Origin of the sequence: Methylocystis sp. (assembly GCF_051061225.1) — a bacterium.
Classification (GTDB): Bacteria; Pseudomonadota; Alphaproteobacteria; order Rhizobiales; family Beijerinckiaceae; genus Methylocystis.
The window spans coordinates 89250-107190 of record NZ_JBPFEB010000095.1; the positions used below are offsets into that span (position 1 = coordinate 89250).

At 67.4% G+C, this 17941-nt stretch carries 16 protein-coding genes; 9 read left to right on the forward strand and 7 right to left on the reverse strand.

Going from position 1 to position 17941, the window contains the following annotated elements:
• Positions 1–4 precede the first annotated feature (4 nt).
• On the reverse strand, positions 5–1114 hold the full coding sequence (locus tag ACR652_RS16895) for an efflux RND transporter periplasmic adaptor subunit (RefSeq protein ID WP_434507645.1): 1110 nt from the start codon (positions 1112–1114) through the stop codon (positions 5–7).
• Between the two features lie 316 nt (positions 1115–1430).
• Here ACR652_RS16895 and dnaK point away from each other — a divergent pair, with 316 nt between their 5' ends.
• Both dnaK and dnaJ read left to right on the forward strand, forming a co-directional pair.
• Positions 1431–3326: a molecular chaperone DnaK gene (gene dnaK / locus ACR652_RS16900; RefSeq protein WP_434507646.1), complete on the forward strand. Its 1896-nt coding sequence runs from the start codon at positions 1431–1433 to the stop codon at positions 3324–3326.
• 161 nt (positions 3327–3487) lie between these two features.
• Entirely contained in the window at positions 3488–4612 is a 1125-nt protein-coding gene (gene dnaJ / locus ACR652_RS16905; RefSeq protein ID WP_434507647.1) for a molecular chaperone DnaJ, read from the forward strand.
• A gap of 41 nt (positions 4613–4653) precedes the next feature.
• Here the strand turns inward: dnaJ and ACR652_RS16910 are convergent, their stop codons facing one another.
• Positions 4654–5301, reverse strand: a complete 648-nt coding sequence (locus tag ACR652_RS16910; RefSeq protein WP_434507648.1) for an SAM-dependent methyltransferase — start codon at positions 5299–5301, stop codon at positions 4654–4656.
• A gap of 236 nt (positions 5302–5537) precedes the next feature.
• On the opposite strand from ACR652_RS16910, the gene ACR652_RS16915 reads away from it, so the two are divergent.
• Positions 5538–6152, forward strand: a complete 615-nt coding sequence (locus ACR652_RS16915; protein ID WP_434507649.1) for a class I SAM-dependent methyltransferase — start codon at positions 5538–5540, stop codon at positions 6150–6152.
• Positions 6149–6844: an orotidine-5'-phosphate decarboxylase gene (pyrF, locus tag ACR652_RS16920; protein ID WP_434507650.1), complete on the forward strand. Its 696-nt coding sequence runs from the start codon at positions 6149–6151 to the stop codon at positions 6842–6844. Before ACR652_RS16915 ends, pyrF begins: the two co-directional genes overlap by 4 nt.
• Before the next feature lie 91 nt (positions 6845–6935).
• Here pyrF and ACR652_RS16925 read toward each other — a convergent pair whose 3' ends face one another.
• A complete protein-coding gene (locus tag ACR652_RS16925) occupies positions 6936–7835 on the reverse strand; it encodes a 50S ribosomal protein L11 methyltransferase (RefSeq protein ID WP_434507651.1) in 900 nt (299 codons plus the stop codon).
• A gap of 110 nt (positions 7836–7945) precedes the next feature.
• Here ACR652_RS16925 and ACR652_RS16930 point away from each other — a divergent pair, with 110 nt between their 5' ends.
• Both ACR652_RS16930 and ACR652_RS16935 read left to right on the forward strand, forming a co-directional pair.
• Complete coding sequence (locus tag ACR652_RS16930) at positions 7946–8944, forward strand: hypothetical protein (protein WP_434507652.1); 999 nt, start codon at positions 7946–7948, stop codon at positions 8942–8944.
• Between the two features lie 49 nt (positions 8945–8993).
• Positions 8994–9767, forward strand: coding sequence for a hypothetical protein (locus tag ACR652_RS16935; protein ID WP_434507653.1), 774 nt, complete (start codon positions 8994–8996; stop codon positions 9765–9767).
• Positions 9768–9783: 16 nt separating this feature from the next.
• Here the strand turns inward: ACR652_RS16935 and ACR652_RS16940 are convergent, their stop codons facing one another.
• Entirely contained in the window at positions 9784–11979 is a 2196-nt protein-coding gene (locus ACR652_RS16940) for a hypothetical protein (protein ID WP_434507654.1), read from the reverse strand.
• A 266-nt stretch (positions 11980–12245) separates the two neighbouring features.
• Here ACR652_RS16940 and hpnH point away from each other — a divergent pair, with 266 nt between their 5' ends.
• A complete protein-coding gene (gene hpnH, locus ACR652_RS16945; RefSeq protein WP_434507655.1) occupies positions 12246–13397 on the forward strand; it encodes an adenosyl-hopene transferase HpnH in 1152 nt (383 codons plus the stop codon).
• Here hpnH and ACR652_RS16950 read toward each other — a convergent pair.
• The 3 genes from ACR652_RS16950 to ACR652_RS16960 all read right to left on the reverse strand — a co-directional run bounded on the left by ACR652_RS16950 (position 13338) and on the right by ACR652_RS16960 (position 16639).
• The gene (locus tag ACR652_RS16950; protein WP_434507656.1) at positions 13338–14072 is read right to left on the reverse strand and encodes a phosphorylase; all 735 of its coding nucleotides are present in this window, start codon (positions 14070–14072) and stop codon (positions 13338–13340) included. The genes hpnH and ACR652_RS16950 overlap by 60 nt on opposite strands.
• Positions 14073–14346: 274 nt before the next feature.
• On the reverse strand, positions 14347–16320 hold the full coding sequence (gene shc, locus ACR652_RS16955; RefSeq protein ID WP_434507657.1) for a squalene--hopene cyclase: 1974 nt from the start codon (positions 16318–16320) through the stop codon (positions 14347–14349).
• 28 nt (positions 16321–16348) lie between these two features.
• Positions 16349–16639, reverse strand: a complete 291-nt coding sequence (locus ACR652_RS16960) for a helix-turn-helix domain-containing protein (protein ID WP_434507658.1) — start codon at positions 16637–16639, stop codon at positions 16349–16351.
• Positions 16640–16804: 165 nt separating this feature from the next.
• Between ACR652_RS16960 and ACR652_RS16965 the strand changes: the two genes are divergently transcribed.
• Both ACR652_RS16965 and ACR652_RS16970 read left to right on the forward strand, forming a co-directional pair.
• Positions 16805–17176 carry a Rieske (2Fe-2S) protein gene (locus ACR652_RS16965; RefSeq protein WP_434507659.1) on the forward strand — a complete coding sequence of 124 codons (372 nt, stop codon included), beginning with the start codon at positions 16805–16807 and terminating at the stop codon, positions 17174–17176.
• Positions 17177–17187: 11 nt separating this feature from the next.
• A complete protein-coding gene (locus ACR652_RS16970; protein WP_434507660.1) occupies positions 17188–17940 on the forward strand; it encodes a hypothetical protein in 753 nt (250 codons plus the stop codon).
• Position 17941 lies beyond the last annotated feature (1 nt).

The following is a 17941-nucleotide window of genomic DNA, read 5'->3' on the forward strand; positions in this document are numbered from 1 at the left end:
CCCGTCAGAGCGTCTGGCGCGTCATCACGCGCACCTTGCGGCCGGCCTCCAGCTTGTGGACGCCCAGCACCACGATCTGGTCGGCCGGCGAGAGCCCGCCGGTGACCAGCGCCGCGTCGGAGTCGAGACGCACGAGCTTGACCGGCGCGAGCTCGAGACGTCCGTCGGCGCCGACCTTCCAGACCGAAGGTCCGTCGCCCTGATTGTAAAGCGCCGAGAGCGGCACGCTCATCACCTGCTCGGGTCCGGCCGCTGCAATGCTGAGCGTCGCGCTCATCCCGAGCGCCAGCGCGGCGTCCGCATCCAGAATGGCGTAGCGGGCGGCGAACGTTCGGGTCGCGACGTCGGCGGAGGGGCTGAGCTCGCGCAGCCTGGCGTGATAGACCTTGCCGCGGTTCGACCACAGCGTCAGCGTCGCCGCGCCCTTGTCCGCATAGGGCGCGAAATCCTCCGGCAGCGAGACGGCGGCGTCCAGCGCGCCGGAATGGGCCAGCCGGATCGCCGTCTGGCCCGAGCCCAAAACCTGCCCCGGCTCGACCAGCGTCTGGGTGACGACGCCGTCGCCATCCGCTCGCAGGGTCGCGTAATCGAGCGAGTTTCGGGCGAGCTCGAGGGCCCGCTCGGCCCGCTGCTGGCGCCCCCGCGCCTCCTGCGCCGACGCGCGGATGCGGTCGAGCGTGGCGTCGGTCGTCCAGCCGTTCTTGCGCAGCGCCAGCGCGCGCTTCTCGTCGCCCAGCGCCTGCGCCACCACCATCCTCGCCGCCGAGAGCTCGGCCTCGGCCTGTTCCCGCTGGAGACGGAAATCATTCTCGTCGAGCGCCGCCAGGGGCTCGCCCGCCTTCACCTTCTGCCCGGCCTGGACGAAGCGCTTGACGACCTTGCCCGTCACGCGGAAGCCGAGATCGGATTCGACGCGCGGCCGGATCGTCGCCGCGAACTCCCGTCCCTGCGACTGCGCCGCTACACGGGGCTGGGCGACCAGGACGGGGCGCTCGGAGAGCGCGTCCCTGTTCTCCTCCTCCCGCTTGCCGCAGGCTGAGAGGCCAAGAGCGGCGACCAGCGCCACGCAGACGAGGACGGGCGGAAAAGAAATATGGCTGCAAGACTTGGTCATGGGCCGCGCGGCGCCTCCTGCGTGGCAACGACTGACGAATTTCAATATTTATCATTCATCACAAAACGGTCAAGGTCCACCCGCTCCGACCGACGGCCCTTCGCTTGCCAGAAGCTTGATCGCGGGAAGGCGGCGGCTTGTCGCGGGGGTTTCCTTCTTCTATATGCGGCCTGCCCTTGCGGCAGGCTGGGGCAAACCCAATCTTGGGGAGCGAACACCGCCTCTGGATCGCGCGGCGGGCTCATGGCGAGCCGCCGTCCGGAGGTGTTGAAGGAACCGCTTCGGGGTTCCGGATTGAGAGCGAAAGGAAAACGATATGGCCAAAATCATCGGCATCGACCTCGGCACGACCAATTCCTGCGTGGCCGTCATGGAAGGGTCGACCCCCAAAGTCATTGAGAATGCGGAAGGCGCGCGCACGACGCCCTCGATCGTCGCCTTCACGAACGACGGCGAGCGCCTCGTCGGCCAGCCGGCGAAGCGTCAGGCGGTGACGAACCCCGACAAGACCTTCTTCGCCATCAAGCGCCTGATCGGCCGCACCTTCGAAGACCCGATGACCAAGAAGGACATCGGTCTCGTCCCCTATCACATCGTCAAGGCCAACAATGGCGACGCCTGGGTCGAGGCGGCGGGCAAGCAGTATTCGCCCTCGCAGATCTCGGCCTTCATCCTCCAGAAGATGAAGGAGACGGCGGAGGCCTATCTCGGCCAGACCGTGACGCAGGCGGTCATCACCGTTCCGGCCTACTTCAACGACGCCCAGCGTCAGGCGACCAAGGACGCCGGCAAGATCGCCGGCCTCGAGGTCCTGCGCATCATCAACGAGCCGACGGCGGCGGCGCTGGCCTATTGCCTCGACAAGAAGCAGTCCGGCGTCATCGCGGTCTATGACCTCGGCGGCGGCACCTTCGACGTCTCGATCCTCGAGATCGGCGACGGCGTCTTCGAGGTGAAATCGACAAACGGCGACACCTTCCTGGGCGGCGAGGACTTCGACAACCGGATCGTCGAATATCTGGCGGCCGAGTTCAAGAAGGAGCAGGGCATCGACCTGACGAAGGACAAGCTCGCCCTCCAGCGCCTGAAGGAAGCGGCCGAGAAGGCGAAGATCGAACTGTCCTCCGCGACGCAGACCGAGATCAACCTGCCTTACATCACCGCCGACGCCACGGGTCCGAAGCATCTGACCCTGAAGCTGACGCGCGCCAAGTTCGAGGCGCTGGTCGACGACCTGATCCAGCGCACGGTCGAGCCCTGCCGCAAGGCGCTCAAGGACGCGGGCCTCTCCGCGGCCGAGATCGACGAAGTGGTGCTCGTCGGCGGCATGACCCGCATGCCGAAGGTGCAGGAGGTCGTGAAGCAGTTCTTCGGCAAGGAGCCGCACAAGGGCGTCAACCCGGATGAAGTCGTCGCCATCGGCGCGGCTGTCCAGGCCGGCGTTCTCCAGGGCGACGTCAAGGACGTGCTGCTGCTCGACGTGACCCCGCTGTCGCTGGGCATCGAGACGCTCGGCGGCGTGTTCACGCGCCTGATCGACCGCAACACGACGATCCCGACCAAGAAGAGCCAGGTGTTCTCGACCGCCGAAGACAATCAGCAGGCCGTGACCATCCGCGTCTTCCAGGGCGAGCGCGAAATGGCGGCGGACAACAAGCTGCTCGGCCAGTTCGACCTGATGGGCATTCCGCCGGCCCCGCGCGGCGTGCCGCAGGTCGAGGTGACTTTCGACATCGACGCCAACGGCATCGTCAACGTCACCGCGAAGGACAAGGCCACCAACAAGGAGCAGCAAATCCGCATCCAGGCGTCCGGCGGCCTGTCGGACACCGACATCGAGAAGATGGTCAAGGACGCGGAGGTTCACGCGGCCGAGGACAAGGCGCGGCGCGAGCTGGTCGACGCCAAAAACCACGGCGAGGCCTCGATCCACGCGGCCGAGAAATCGGTCGCCGAATTCGGCGACAAGGTCTCGGGCGCCGACAAGAGCGCCATCGAGTCGGCGATCGCCGCGCTGAAGACCGCGCTCGAGGGCGACAATGTCGAGACCATCAAGGCCAGGACCAATGAACTGGCCCAGGCCTCGATGAAGCTCGGCGAGGCGATGTACAAGGCCCAGCAGTCCGGCGCTTCGGACGCCGGCGCCAGCGAGGCGCCCAAGGACGACGTGATCGACGCCGAGTTCAAGGACGTCGGCGACGACAAGAAGTAAGGCGGGCTGGCCTTGAGCGGTCGGATGCGCTAGCCAACGGAAGCCCGGCGTGAAAGCGCCGGGTTTCCTTGCGTTTCGAAGCCGGTTCGAGATTTGCACCATCGCGAAGCGCCGGGCCGCTCCTCCGGGCGAGCAGCTTGCGACTGACGACGACGACACACATGTCCAAACGCGATTACTACGAAATCCTCGGCGTCAGCCGCACGGTGACGGAAACCGAGCTCAAGATCGCCTTCCGCAAGGCGGCGATGCAGTGCCATCCCGACCGCCATCCGGGCGATCCGGAGGCGGAGGCGCGCTTCAAGGAGGTTAACGAGGCCTATCAATGCCTCTGTGATCCGCAGAAGCGCTCCGCCTATGATCGTTTCGGCCACGCCGCCTTCGAGCAGGGCGGCGGCGGCTTCGGGGGCTTTGGCGCGTCGGAGGGCTTCGGCGCCTCCATGGCCGATATTTTCGAGGATCTCTTCGGCGACGTCATGGGCCGGCGCAGCCGCTCGGGAGGACGCGAACGCGGTTCGGACCTGCGCTACAACATGGAGATCACCCTCGAGGAGGCCTATGTCGGCAAGACCGCGTCGCTGAAAATCCCGACCTCGGCGACCTGCGAGGCCTGCTCCGGCACGGGGGCGAAGAAAGGCTCCAAGCCCAAGACCTGCACGACCTGCGCCGGGCACGGCCGCGTGCGCGCGCAACAGGGGTTCTTCGCGATCGAGCGCACCTGTCCCGCCTGCCAGGGCCGTGGCGAACTCATCGACAACCCGTGCACGTCCTGCTCTGGCTCCGGCCGCAAGACAGTCGAGCGGTCGCTCTCGGTGAATGTGCCGCCGGGGGTGGAGGACGGCACCCGCATCCGCCTCGCCGGGGAAGGCGAGGCCGGCGTGCGCGGCGGCCCGCCGGGCGATCTTTACATCTTCCTGTCCGTGAAGCCCCATCCCATGTTCCAGCGGGACGGCGCCGATCTTTACTGCCGCGTGCCGATCTCCATGGTCCGCGCCGCGCTCGGCGGCGACATCAGGGTCCACGGCATCGACGGCTCGGAAATCAAGCTGAAGGTTCCGGAGGGCTCGCAGACCGGCCGGCAGATCAAGGCCAAGGGCAAGGGCATGCCGGTGCTGCGCACCCGGGACTTCGGCGACCTGCACGTTCAGCTCAGCGTCGAGACGCCGCAGAAACTCACCAAGCGGCAGAAGGAACTGCTGGCCGAGTTCGAGAAGGAGTCCTCGCACGAGACTCATCCGGAGGAGCATGGCTTCTTCGCCCGGATGAAGGATTTGTTCGGCGGTTAGTCCCCTCTCCCCGCTCGCGGGGAGAGGGAGCCAGGCTGCCCCTAGGTGCGGCCAGCTGTCTTGAGCGCGATATTCTCGTCGTGCCATCCCTTCTCGAAGACGATCATCGCGTCGTAGAAATGCATGGACAAGGTGGATCGCGTGAAGGCGTCCGGCGGCAGGACGCCTCGCGAATGATCCGCATTGAGGGCGTCGATGAGATTTTTGGCGGTCTCCATGAAGGACTCGGGGCGCCTCACGCCGCCGCCGAATTCCGGCCAGTAGGCCGTTTGCATGTCCTCCACCACATAAACCCCGCTGCGCGCGATCCTCGGATAGAGGAAGTCGAAGGAGGCGCGCACATCCGACATGAGATGGCTCCCATCGTCGAGCACGATGTCCGGCGGGCCGAATTCCTCGCACACCGCGTTCAGGAACTCCGTGTTCGACTGATCCCCGATCCGGACCGAAATCTGGCTCTCCTCATATGTCTTGCAGGCTTCCTCGATATCGATGCCGATGATGCGGGCGTGCGGCCCGAAAAAGCGCTTCCACATCTGCAAGGAGCCGCCCCTGCCGCAGCCAATCTCGACAAAGGTGACGCCGGTGTTCACGAATCTGGCGAAGTGCCGCTCATAGGCGGGAAAATAGGCTCTGCATTTATGGATCAGGCGCTGATCGTTCGTCAGAAAATCAGACCATAAGCTCATCTGCGGCGCTCCGGCGACTGAATCGAAGAAAACACGTTGCGATTGCACAGCTTAAGGTTTGCAATTTTTAGTGCAAGCCGGCTCTTTGCAAAAGTCTCCCTGCCCCGAATGACGACGCGCCGCCCTGCTGCGTTGTCTTTCTCGCAAGCCTCCCCTATTCTCGCGCCCACGGCCCCGACAGCGGGGCCGTTTGGCGTATAACTGGCCGACAGAAGCCGAATTCAGGGAAGACGCCCTTGCCGAACAGCCAGAAAAGCTCGCTTGCCGACAACGCCCGTTTCATCAAGCAGTGGATCGAAAATCCGCGCCTGATCGGCGCCGTTTCCCCTTCCGGCCCCGCGCTCGCCAAGGCCATGGCGGGCTTCGTCGACCTCTCGCGCGAGGGCCCCATCGTGGAGCTCGGACCGGGCACCGGACCGGTCACCAAGGCCCTTCTCGCCCGTGGCATTCCCGCCGAGCGTCTCGTGCTCGTCGAATATGAGCAGCGTTTCTGCAAGATGCTGGCCGACCGTTATCCGGGCGTGCAGATCGTGCAGGGCGACGCCTATGGGCTGAAAAAGACGCTGGACGGCAAGCTCGGCGGCAGGGTCGCGACCGTCGTGTCGAGCCTGCCGTTGCTGGTGCGGCCCGAGCGCGACCGGGTCGAGCTGCTGCATCAGGCGTTCGAGCTGATGGGCGACGACGGGCTCTTCATCCAGTTCACCTACGGGCTGACGAAATCGCCCATGCCGCTCCACGCGCGCGACGTCAGCGGCGCCTATGTGGGCAAGGGCTCGGCGCCCATCATCATGAACATCCCGCCCGCGCGTGTCTGGCGCTACCGCAAGGCCGGGCACGGCGGCAAGCCGTGACGGACGCCGCGGCCCGCGACCGGCTGATTGTCGCCCTCGACGTCGAGAGCGTCGAGGCGGCGCGCGCGCTGGTCTCGACGCTCGGCGACGCCGCCTCTTTCTACAAGATCGGCATGGAGCTCGCCTATGGCGGCGGGCTGACGCTGGCGCAGGAGCTCAAGGACGCCGGTAAGCGCGTCTTCATCGATCTCAAGCTGCATGACATCGGCGCCACGGTGGAGCGCGCGACGCGGCAGATTGCGCGTCTGGGCATGGACTTCCTCACCATCCACGCCTATCCGCAGACCATGGCCGCCGCCCGCGCCGGAGCAGGAGACCTGAAGCTTCTCGCCGTCACGGTGATGACCTCCTACGACGACGCGGATCTCAGGGACGCGGGCTACGCCCTCGGCGTCGCCGACCTCGTCGCCCGGCGCGCGCGTCAGGCGCAGGCGGCGGGGATCGACGGCCTGATCCTCTCGCCGCTGGAGCTTTCGACGATCCGAACGCTCATCGGCCCCGGCATGCTGCTGGTCACCCCCGGCGTGCGCCCGGCGGGCGCCGACGCCGGCGACCAGAAGCGAATCATGACGCCCGCACAGGCGATCGCGGCCAGCGCCGACCACATCGTCGTCGGGCGGCCGATCACCCGCGCCGCCGACCCGCGCGCGGCCGCCGAGGGGATTGTCGCGGAGATCGCCAGCGTCGGCTGAGAAGCCCGTTCCCCAACCCTCCCCCGCTTTCGCGGGAGAGGGAGCAGATTGGCGCCTTCATCAAGCGTGTGGATCGGACTCGGAGTGGCCCCTAGGCCCCACCCCGGCGCAGCACCAGCGTGGCCCAGCCGTCGATTTCCGTCTGCTCGGCGAGCGAAAACCCTTGCGCCCGATAGGCGGAGAGCACGCCCGGCACGTCGCGCAGCAGGAGCCCCGAGAGCACCAGCTCCGCGCCCGGCGCCGCCGCGCGGGCGATGGCGGGGGCGAGCAGGCGCAGCGGCTTGGCCAGGATATTCGCGAAGATCAGATCATGGCGCCCGGCCATGGCCTCGTGGCGCAGGCCCGTGGCGACGACCGGCCGCACGAAGGCGACCGCGCCATTGTGAACCGCATTGGCGCGCGCCGTCTCCACCGCGACCGGGTCGATGTCGCCGCAGGCGACCGTCTGGCGCAGCAGCTTCGCCGCCGCGATGGCGAGAACGCCCGTTCCCGTGCCGACGTCCAGCACCCGGCGCGGGCGGCGACGCTTGGTGATCCTGTCCAGCGCCCGCAGGCAGCCGAGCGTGGTGCCGTGATGCCCCGTGCCGAAGGCGAGCGCAGCCTCGATCTCGACGCCGATGTCGTTGGGCTTCAGCCGGGCGCGGTCGTGGGAGCCGTGCACCACCACGCGGCCGGCGCGCACCGGCTCCAGACCGGCGAGCGATTTCTGCACCCAGTCTTCCTTGGCGATCTCGGCGAATTCGGCGCGGGCGGCGGTCTCGGCGTCGCTGACCGCCTCGATCAGCGCGCGGATTTCATCCTCGTCCGGCGCCTCCGCGAAATAGACCTCGACCGACCAGACGGGGCCGTCGTCCACCTCAAAGGCGGCGGCGGCGGTTTCCGTGGGGTCGAATGTCTCGACGATGATGTCGGCGACGGCGCGGGCGCGGCCTTCGTCGGTGGAGAGGCGCAGCACATGGCTGGCGCCATTGGGGGGCAAACCTTCGAGCATGACGCGCGCTTAGCATAGGCGACCGCCGCGCGTCACCTTCCGGCGCCACATCCGCGCCTTTCCCGCGCCGCTTGCGCCCTGTATGGTCGCGCCGTCGCAATGGAGCGGAAATGACGGAAAAGCTTGCCATCTGTCTCGTGGGGCCGAAGAAGGGCGGCAAGTCCTCGCTTCTCGCCTCGCTGGCCGATTGCGTGGCGCAGAGCGCCTTCGGCTATTCGCCGCGCCTGCGGCCGGCGTTGCAGCCCATCAGCCAGGCCGAATACGCCGCCGATCCGCAAGACCCGCGCCGCGCCGATCTGTTCTCCGCCGAGCAGGGCGATTATGAGCGCCTCAAGCAGGATTTCGCCGAGGGCGGCGTCGCCACCGACACGCTCAACACCTACGAGTATTATTTCCGCCTCTCGGTGAATGGCGAGGCGCCTCCGGAGGTCGTCACGCGCGGGCCGTGGCTGCTCGAAATCGTCGACTCGGCCGGCGAGATCGCCGTGCCCCCGGACGGCGCCGCGGTCGCGATCCTCAACGACGTGAAGGCGAAGCTGGCCTCACAGATGCTCGGCGCCGACGCGCTGGTGATCGTCCTGCCGCTCGTGCGGCTGGAGGATTCCGCCTGGACCGGCACGCTGTCGCGGCTTCTCGACCGTCTGGCGCTCACGCGCGACCGGCGGCTCAAGCGCGTCGTCGTGGTCTTCTCGCAATATGAGCGGCTGTTCACCCGGCTCGGCCCGAGCGCCTTCACCTACGCCTGCGATCCGGCCGTCGCGCTGCATGTGTTGCGCAAATCGCTGCGCGCGGCGCCCTGGCTCGATCGCCTGCGCGCGCTGGAGCAACCTGGCGGCGGCGGCGTCTCCGTGCGCTATACGGTCTGCTCGGCCTATGGATTCACCAAGCGGTTTCAGAATCCGAACATGGACCCCCACCAGCCCGGCGAGCGGCGGTTCCGTCGCGCGCGCATCGAGGGCGCCCGCGCCTTCAGCGAATATTGGCGGCCGTTCCTGACGGCCGAGCCGATTCTCTATGCGGCGCTGGGCCTCGACAGCGCTTTCACCTTCTCCCACGCGCAACTCGACGCGCGCGTCGAAGAAAATCGCGCCGCCTCAATTCTTGGTTAATAAAGCGAACTTATCTTCATCGGGCGGGCGGCTTGATGAGGACAGGCTCATGACGGCGGGCGACGAGGCGAGCGTCATCTCATTCCATCGCCTGCACTACGGCAAACTGGCGGCGGGCGAGGATCGCCGCGTCACGCCGTCGTCCGGCTACGCCATCACCCGCCGCTCGGCCGGTCTCGATCCGGCCTGGGACAATTTCCTCTCCCCGCCCCGCCTCGCCGGACTGCGTCGCTTCGAGCCCGACGCCATCGACATTGACGCGCGCGCGGCGGGCTGTTTCCTGGCGCGGACCGTCGGCGAGGGCGTCGTCTTCATGCGCGCGCGGTTCCGGCCCGAGGATGGCGAGCGCGGCGCCGGGCGGCTGCATCAGCAGGCGGCCATGTGGCTGTGCGGGCTCGACGCCTGGACGCGCAATCCGGCGGCCTGCCTCTCCATCGCCGCGCATGAACTTCACGCGACGCCCGATCTCGTCAGCGAGGCGGAAGCCGCGCGCATGAATGACGCGCCGCTGCGCTGGCGCGCCGCGCGGCCGGACCCGGAGGCCGTGCGCCGCGTCGTCGGTCGCGCGCGCTGGGCGGTTCCCATGATGGAGACGCTGCTCGACGGCGTCGAATGGGGCCGGCAGACGGTCTGCGAATTCGGCGCCCATGATTTCGCGACGGAAGCGGAATTTCTCTCCGCCGTCGGCTTCGCGCTGCAAATGCTGCCGCAAAATTTCCCGAGCTGGCGGGACATCAGCATCGTGTCGGGGCTCGCGACGCCCTTGCAGGGCCTGTGCCTGCGCTACACGCCGTCATGGAGCCGGGCGCAGGCGGCGGCGTAAGGCCGAGGGGGGCGGATCACCCCACCCCGCCGCCATCCTCCCCGCCGCGCGGCTCCGGCGCCAGATAGCGCTCCAAGGCCGTCGGCCGCCGCCGCCGCCCGCTCGCCAGCACGGCGTCGCTGTAATAGGCGCGCGGGCCGCCGCTCGCGTCGAGCCCATAGCGCGCCGCCCGCGCGCGCGGCCTCAGCGCCGCCAGCAGACGCGCCTCGACCTGCGACACCGTGACATTGTCCACCACATAGCAGCCGCGCCGGTCGACATGGGCGATCTCGTCGCGCACCAGACGGTTGAGGATCGCCACGAGCGTGTCACGGACATTCTGCGACAGCAGGAGAAGCGGCGCATCCTGCGGATCGATCTCGCTCATGTCGCCGTGCACCGGCCGGGCCACGCGCAGCATCGCCTTCATGGCGCGAATCTCCACCGGCTCGGCCTCGTCGTCGGTGAGGTCGATCGGCGCTGTGAACTGGCGGCGCTCGCGCGCCTCGAAGCCTCTTTTGAAGATCTCCGACAGGAACTTCATGATGAAGAGGAAGGCGTCCTGAGCCATGGCCACGCAGATCGCCATGGTGGAGTCGGGCGTGAAGCTCCAGAAGGCTTCGCGCGCGAGTTCGAACTTGTTGCGCTCGGTCGAATGGGCGCGCAGGAAATCGTCGCTCTTCTTGAGCAGCGCGCGCACCTCGTCCTCGCTGAGACCGACGGTCTTGCCGGCGACGACGCAGGCGTCGACGAGCGCCTTCGCCTCGTTGAAGCCATTGGCCGCCGCCGCCCTGTCGGAGGCCGGCGCGGCGCGAATCCTCGCCACCACGGCGTTCAGCTCGTCGCGCAGGCCGGCGTCGAGGCTGCATTTCCTGTCGAAGGCCGCGCGGGCCGCGATGGTGTCGTCCCGCGCCGAGAGCAGATCGCGCGCCTCGCCCTGCGGTTCGCAGGCGAAGTCGCGCGGCACGGCGGCGGGCAGGGCGCCGGATTGGCGCGCGGCGGCGAGAATCGGTTCGCACAGCGGCTTGGCGTCGCGGGCTCTGGCCCAGGTCGGGTCCATGCGGAGCTGGTCGCGCAGCGCGGTGAGGTCGCGCAGGGTCGCGTCGAGATCGAGGGCGGCTTCGCCCTTGGGGATGGGGCGCCGGGCCGCGGCGCCAGCGAGGTCGGCCTTCTGCCTGAGGGCGAGGGTCTGGGCGGCGAGCGCGTCGCGCTTCTTGTGCGCGCTCGCGCGCTCCGTCACCGGGCCGGCGAGCGTCTGGCGGATCGTGGCGGCGCGGTGGTGGGCCTCCTCGGCCTTGAGCCGATGCGTCCGGCAATTCGGCCCGCAAGTCGCGCCGCGGTTGTCGAGCCCGTGTTCGGCGTCGACCGCGAGCTGCTCCTCGCGCTGCGCGGCGGCGTCGAGCGCGGCGATTTCCTCCTGCTTGGATTTGATGATGGCGTCGAGATTGGCGGCGGCTTTTTCGAGCGTCGCCATCTCGACGGGGGCCTCGTCGATCTGGCGGGTCGCGGCCTGGGCGCTTTCGAGTTCGGCCGCCGCCTCCCGCGCGGCCCTGGCGAGGGCGGCCTGCTGCCCCTCCTGGCTCTTGCGGATCGCGTCGCGCAGGGCGGGGCCGGCGGCGCGGGCCGTGTCGATCAGCCCGTCGAGCGCGCCGAGATAGGCGGCGAAGGAGGAGGTCGCCACGATCCTGGCGGAGGCCGCCTCATAGGCCGCGCTTATCTCCTTCGTGGCCGGCAGAACGACCTCGGCGGCGAGTTCCATCGGTTGCAGCTCGGCGACGATCTTGCGCGAGCTGAGCTTGAAGATGTTGTTGTAGTAGTAGGTGAAGGAGAAGAAGGCGGAGATCGAGAAGACGAACACGAACACCGCCGCCGTCACGATGGTCTTCATCACCATGCGTTCGCGGGCCATGTGGCGGCGCGCGATCAGCGCGGCGAGATCGGCGCCGAGCGACCAGGAGGTCGAGGCCAGCATCACCAGAACGGCCGTGGTGGCCACGAAGGCGCCGGCGAGGCCGATGAGGTCGCCCTGCTCCTTCTGCATGATGTCGATCATGCCGGAGGAGGTTGTGTAGAAGACCCAGGCGAGCACCGGCAGCGTCACCGCCATGCCGACGCGGCCGAGATTGACGTCGCCGGCCCAGAAGCGGCGCAGCGGCGCGAACAGCGCATGCAGCGGGAGCGTCCGGCGCGGGGCGGTGGACTCGGGGCGGGCAGGCGGGCTCGCGACTGTCATGGAAATGAAAAGCTCCTCGATCCTCGCCCCGCCGCCAAAGCGGCTTCATTGATGAGAGGCAAATGAGACCTATTTTTGCCTTTGCGCAAGCAACCCGGGCGGGACAGGGACGCAGGCGGCCGGGAGGCTGGGTTTTCCTTCCGGAACTTTCGTGTTAGAGGGCCGAGAGGCTCCATGATCGCGCCGGCGCGACGTCGCGGGGGAGCGCCGGGGCGCCTCTTGTCTCGCGGCCCCTTGAAGGTCGCGCAACACAACAGGAACAAGCCGTGTCCATACCTTTCCGTTACGTTGCGAAGATCGGCTCCTATCTCGTCAAGCAGCATCTCCTCGGCAGAAAACGCTATCCCCTCGTCCTGATGCTGGAGCCGCTGTTCCGCTGCAATCTCGCCTGTTCGGGCTGCGGCAAGATCGATTATCCGGACCATATTCTCAACAAGCGCCTGTCCGTCGAGGAGTGTCTCGCCTCGGTCGACGAATGCGGCGCGCCGGTGGTGGTCATCGCGGGCGGCGAGCCGCTGCTGCACAAGGACCTGCCGCAGATCGTCGAGGGCATCACGAAGCGCGGCAAATTCGCCATCGTCTGCACCAACGCCCTGCTGCTGGCCAAGAAGATCGACCAGTACAAGCCCTCGCCCTATTTCACCTGGTCGATCCATCTCGACGGCGACAAGGAGATGCACGACCGCGCCGTGAGCCAGGACGGCGTCTACGAGCGCGCCGTCGAGGCGATCAAGCTGGCGAAATCGAAGGGTTTCCGCGTCACCACGAACAGCACTTTCTTCGCCGACGCCGATCCGGAGAAGGTCGCGAAATTCCTCGACGACACCACGGCCATGGGCATCGACGGCATGACCGTGTCGCCGGGCTACGCCTATGAGCGCGCCCCGGACCAGACCCACTTCCTCAACCGGCAGAAGACGAAGGAGCTGTTCCGCGCCATTCTGCGCCGCGGCCGCGGCGGCCGGAGCTGGGCCTTCCAGCAGTCCGGCCTGTTCATGAACTTCCTCGCCGGCAATGAGAGCTACGCCTGCACGCCCTGGGGCAATCCGCTTCGCACCGTGTTCGGCTGGCAGCGTCCCTGCTATCTTCTCGGCGAAGGCTATGTGCCGACGTTCAAGCAGTTGATGGAAGAGACCAATTGGGATGCCTACGGCGTCGGCAACTATGAGAAATGCGCCGACTGCATGGTCCATTGCGGCTTCGAGCCGACGGCCGTGGCGGATACGGTGAAGCGGCCGTGGAAGGCGGCGGCGGTGGCGCTGTTCGGGGTGCGCACGGAAGGGCCGATGGCGCCGGACATCTCGCTCGAGAATCAGCGCCCTGCCGAATATGTCTACGACGAGAACATCGCCAGGCTCTCAGAGATCCGAGAGCACGAGGCGAAGAAGCGGTCCGAGGAGCGGCCCACAGCGGCCTAGCGTCCCGAAGGCCGCGCGGGACTCGAGACCCGCGAGAATCAGTCCGCCGATCTGACCTGGCGCGCGAAGCAGTTCGCGCGCCACAATTTTTCCATCCACGTCGCCCGAGGGCATCAGCGCCTTGGCGGCGAGCGGCGGCAGGGCGCGATGCGCCGGGTCGCTGATGGCGCGCAGGACGGCGAAGGGAATGCCCCTGTCCAGGGCGAAGTCCGCCGCGAGATGCGACTCCATATCGACCGCCGCGGCCCCCGCGGCTTCGCGCAGGCGGATTTTGGCGGCGCGGTCCATGGCCGGCTGATCGACGCCGACGATGGCGCCGGGGACGGCCCGGCAGCCCCTCGCGCCGGCCCCTTCCGCGAGCGCGTCGGAAAGGCGGCCGTGGGTCTCGTGGCGCGTGTCGCCGGAGACGACCGTATCGGCGATGAGGAGGTCGCCCGGCCGCAACGCATGATCGAGCGCCCCGGCAAGTCCGAAGCTCACCACGGCGGCGAAGCGCTTGTCCTGGAGCTGGTCGAGATCGGCGCGCAGCTTGATGACATTGGCGCCGCTGCACAGCGCCACCACGCCCTCGCCCGCGACGCAGGCCGCTTCACGCTTCATGCCGGTGACGACGAGGATGGGGCCGGGCGCCGAAACTCTCGCCGCCTCGCGCCGGCGGCTCTGAATCAGCGTCATAAGCGCCCCCCTGTTCGTGACCGTTGCGATAAGTTTCCGTGTTTGAGAGCAAAGTCAACGGTCGACAGGGACGCGGGCGGGGGATCGGCGAAGACAGGCGGAGAAGAATGGCAACCTCTCCGCTCGATTCCCTCCCCCTTGCGGGGAGGGTGGCGCGCGAAGCGCGACGGGTGGGGGGCGGCCATGACTGTCGTTGCTGCCTGACCCCACCCGACCCGGCTTCGCCGGGCCACCCTCCCCGTGAAGGGGAGGGAGAGCCCGCGCCCGGCGTGCGTCACAGCCCCACGGTCACCAGTTTGCTGTTCGTGTTCAGCAGGTTGCGATAACGGGCCAGCGCCCACAGCGGGAAGAATTTCGCATAGCCGTGGTAGCGCAGGTAGAAGACGCGCGGGAAGCCCGTGGCGGTGAAGCGCGCCTCGTTCCACAGTCCGTGCTCGGCCTGCGTCGCCTGAAGCCAGGCCACGCCGCGCGCGACGGCCGGATGACCGACGTCGCCGGACGCCATCAGCGCCAGCACCGCCCAGGCGGTCTGCGAGGCGGTGGAGGGGGCGGGCTCATAGCCCTTGTAGTCGAGCTTGTAGCTCGAGAGATCCTCTCCCCAGCCGCCGTCGGGATTCTGGATGGAGACGACCCAGTTCACGGCGCGGCGGTAGGCGTCGTGCTCATGCGGCAGGGCGGCGGCGTTGAGCGCGCAGAGCGCCGACCACGTCCCGTAAATGTAATTGGCGCCCCAGCGGCCGAACCACGACCCGTCCTTCTCCTGATCCTTGATGATGTAATCGACGCCGCGCCTGAGGCAGTCGCTCGTCTCCACCGTGTCGCCGAGCTGGGCGAGGAGGGAGACGCAGCGGGCCGAGACGTCCACCGTCGGCGGATCGAGCAGCGCGCCGTGATCGGCGAAGGGGATGTGGTTGAGATAGTGGTAGCAGTTGTCGGCGTCGAAGGCGCCCCAGCCGCCGTTCTTCGACTGCATGCCCTCGATCCACTCTTTGGCGCGGGCGATGCGCTCGTCATAGGGCCTGGCGCTCTCATTCGCCGTCAGACGATCCATGGCGGTGGCGACGACCGCCGTGTCGTCGACGTCCGGATAATAGGCGTTGGCGTATTGGAAGGCCCAGCCGCCGGGGCGCAGGTCCGGGCGCTGCGCGGCCCAGTCGCCCTTCACGTCGAGCACCTGAAGCGGCGCGAGCCAGTCGAGCGCCTGACGGGCGCGCGCGCGGGCGTCGTCGTCGCCGGTTTCGAGCAACGCATGGGCGACGAGCGAGGTGTCCCACACCGGCGAGACGCAGGGCTGGCAATAGGCTTCGGTCTCATTGACGACGAGCAGACGTTCGATGGAGTCGCGCGCGTCCTTCACGCGCTGGTCTGTCGCGGGAACGCCGAGCGCGTCATACATGAGCAGGCTGTTCACCATCGCCGGGAAGATCGCGCCGAGCCCGTCGACGCCATTGAGGCGCTCGGTCGTCCAGCGTTCGGCGCGCTCTATGGAAAGCTCGCGCGAGCGCTTGGGCATATAGGGCTCGATCAGGCGCAGAAGCTTGTCGATCTCGCCGAACACATGCGCCCAGGGCCAGGTCTGATGCTCGCCCTTCGGCCACACCTTCACCTCCTCCGGCGGCGTCGTGAACAGCTCCTGAATGCGCACGCCCTTGGGATTCTTCGCCTGCGGCTTCTTCGTCATCAGCACGAGAAGCGGCACCAGAACGGTGCGGCCCCAATAGGAAATCTTGTCGAGATGAAAGGGAAACCATCTCGGCAGCAGCATGATTTCGACGGGCATCACCGGCACGCCGCGCCACGGAATCTCGCCATAGAGGGCGAGCAGCGAACGGGTGAACACATTCGACGTCGCCGCGCCGCCATGGGCGAGGATCGCCTCACGCGCGCGGGCCATGTGCGGCGCGTCGATGTCGTCGCCGATCATCTTCAGCGCGAAATAGGCCTTGACGCTGGCGCTGATGTTGAATGCGCCGTCCTGAAACAGCGGCCAGCCGCCATGATCGCCCTGGGTCCGGCGCAGATAGACGCCGATCTTGCGTTCGAGCTCCGCGTCGACTGGCTCGGCGCGGAAATGGCGCATCAGCACATATTCCGCCGGAATGGTCGTGTCGGCTTCGAGCTCGAAGCACCAGTGGCCGTCGGTCTTGCCGAGCGCGAGCAGCGCGCGCTTGGCGCTCTGAATGCTCGCCTCCAGCGCCTCGGCGCCGTTCGGCGCGAGGGTCGTGTCAATGCGCACGGCTGCGGTCATGGCGAATCCTTCTTCGAATGCTTCGGGTTCATGAGATGCGGAGGGTCGCGGCTTGCGGGCCGCCGGCGTGGGGCTTCACGACGATTTCAACGTCCTGTCCCAGCGCGACAAGGAAGCGCAGCAGCCGCTCCACGGAGAATTGCCTGAAGTCGCCATGCAGCAGCTTCGAGACATCGGGTTGTTTCACGCCAAAGAGCCGCGCGGCCTCCACCTGCTTGAGGCCGCGCTCCTTCAGCAGCGCGTCGATCTTGTGCACGAGCTGCACCTTGAGGCGATCCTCGCCGCCCGGCGCCTTTGGACAGGAAAGCTCTTCGCGCATCTTCTCACAACGGGTCGGCCCCGCCGACGAACGCGCCGTTGGATATAGTGATTTAACCATATGGTCAAGCCCGGCGCGGCGGCGCTGGCGCGCTGATTGCTTCGCCTTGCCCCAGAGACAGCGTGTCTGAGCCCTTGCGGGCGATTGTTCGAAAGAGGCAGGCCCATGGACGAGCTTTTTGTGATTTGTCGAACAGTCGAGATCGAGGACGGCGAAGCCACAGGCTTCGTGCTGATGAAGGCGGAGGAGAGCGGCGAGACCTCGCCCTGGCCGATTCTCGTCACGCGCAAGGGCAGTCACTTCTACGGCTTCGAGAACAGCTGCCCGCATGAGGGGATGCGGCTCGACACCCATCCCGGCTCCTTCATGGACGAGGAGGGGAATTTCATCGAGTGCGGGCGTCATCACGCGAAATTCGACATCGACACGGGCGAATGTTTCATCGGCCCCTGTCAGGGCGCAAGGCTCACACCGATCCGTCTGATCATCGACGACGGCGACGTCTGCGTGACGGGCGTCCTGCTGGCGGATGCGTGAGGGAGGACGCGATGACCGACATGGCGGAACTGCAAAGGCGCAAGAAGCTCATCAATCTCGCGATCGTTCATGTCGACCCGGACGCCTTCGTCGCGCATTACCTGGGTTGGCTGGAGATCACGCATTTCATCACGGCCTTGCGCGCCGGCGAGGCGCAAGCGCCCTCCGATGGTGTCACGCCGCCGCTCACGCCGCAGCAGATGAAGGGCGGCGTCGCGGCCAAATATGGCGGCGACGCGGTGTTCGCCTTCTGCATGACGGCGGCGCTGAAGGGCGACAAGGCGGCCGTCGAAACGGTGGAGGCGGCGCTCACGGAGCGACTCGGCAAGGAGTTTCCCGGCTCTGTCGCCTTCTGGAGTTTCCGCTCCGGCAATGAGGCGCCGATGAGCCTGGAGGATCACGTCGGCGCGGCGGCCTTCAAGATGCTCGCCGGCGACATCCCCCCGCCGCCGATGCGCGCGCGGGAAAACTGGACGGCGGGGCTGCGCTTTTTCGAAAAGGCGCGGCAATCCAATTTCGTCCAGGAAATCATGTATCCGCTGGCGCTCTGGACCCGCGCCAAATGGAGCGAGACGCTGGAGAAGGGAGTGGCCTTTCTGGCCCATATCGAGGACAGCGTGCCCGAGTTGCAGCAATGTCTCGCCGAGACGCGCAACGATCAGGCCTTCATCGCCAATGTGCTGCTGAAGATGGCCCCGGCCATCGAGCAGGATTTGAGCGACGACACGCAGGGGTTTTTGAGGTCGCTGGCGCGGCGGGGATAGA

Coding starts and splice junctions, on each gene's coding strand:
- ACR652_RS16940 (WP_434507654.1), bottom strand. CDS start 11,979: ATGACAGTCGCGAGCCCGCCTGCCCGCCCCGAGTCCACCGCCCCGCGC.
- shc (WP_434507657.1), bottom strand. CDS start 16,320: ATGACCGCAGCCGTGCGCATTGACACGACCCTCGCGCCGAACGGCGCC.
- ACR652_RS16965 (WP_434507659.1), top strand. CDS start 16,805: ATGGACGAGCTTTTTGTGATTTGTCGAACAGTCGAGATCGAGGACGGC.
- ACR652_RS16935 (WP_434507653.1), top strand. CDS start 8,994: ATGACGGCGGGCGACGAGGCGAGCGTCATCTCATTCCATCGCCTGCAC.
- ACR652_RS16960 (WP_434507658.1), bottom strand. CDS start 16,639: ATGCGCGAAGAGCTTTCCTGTCCAAAGGCGCCGGGCGGCGAGGATCGC.
- ACR652_RS16950 (WP_434507656.1), bottom strand. CDS start 14,072: ATGACGCTGATTCAGAGCCGCCGGCGCGAGGCGGCGAGAGTTTCGGCG.
- ACR652_RS16895 (WP_434507645.1), bottom strand. CDS start 1,114: ATGACCAAGTCTTGCAGCCATATTTCTTTTCCGCCCGTCCTCGTCTGC.
- dnaK (WP_434507646.1), top strand. CDS start 1,431: ATGGCCAAAATCATCGGCATCGACCTCGGCACGACCAATTCCTGCGTG.
- ACR652_RS16910 (WP_434507648.1), bottom strand. CDS start 5,301: ATGAGCTTATGGTCTGATTTTCTGACGAACGATCAGCGCCTGATCCAT.
- dnaJ (WP_434507647.1), top strand. CDS start 3,488: ATGTCCAAACGCGATTACTACGAAATCCTCGGCGTCAGCCGCACGGTG.
- ACR652_RS16925 (WP_434507651.1), bottom strand. CDS start 7,835: ATGCTCGAAGGTTTGCCCCCCAATGGCGCCAGCCATGTGCTGCGCCTC.
- ACR652_RS16970 (WP_434507660.1), top strand. CDS start 17,188: ATGACCGACATGGCGGAACTGCAAAGGCGCAAGAAGCTCATCAATCTC.
- ACR652_RS16930 (WP_434507652.1), top strand. CDS start 7,946: ATGACGGAAAAGCTTGCCATCTGTCTCGTGGGGCCGAAGAAGGGCGGC.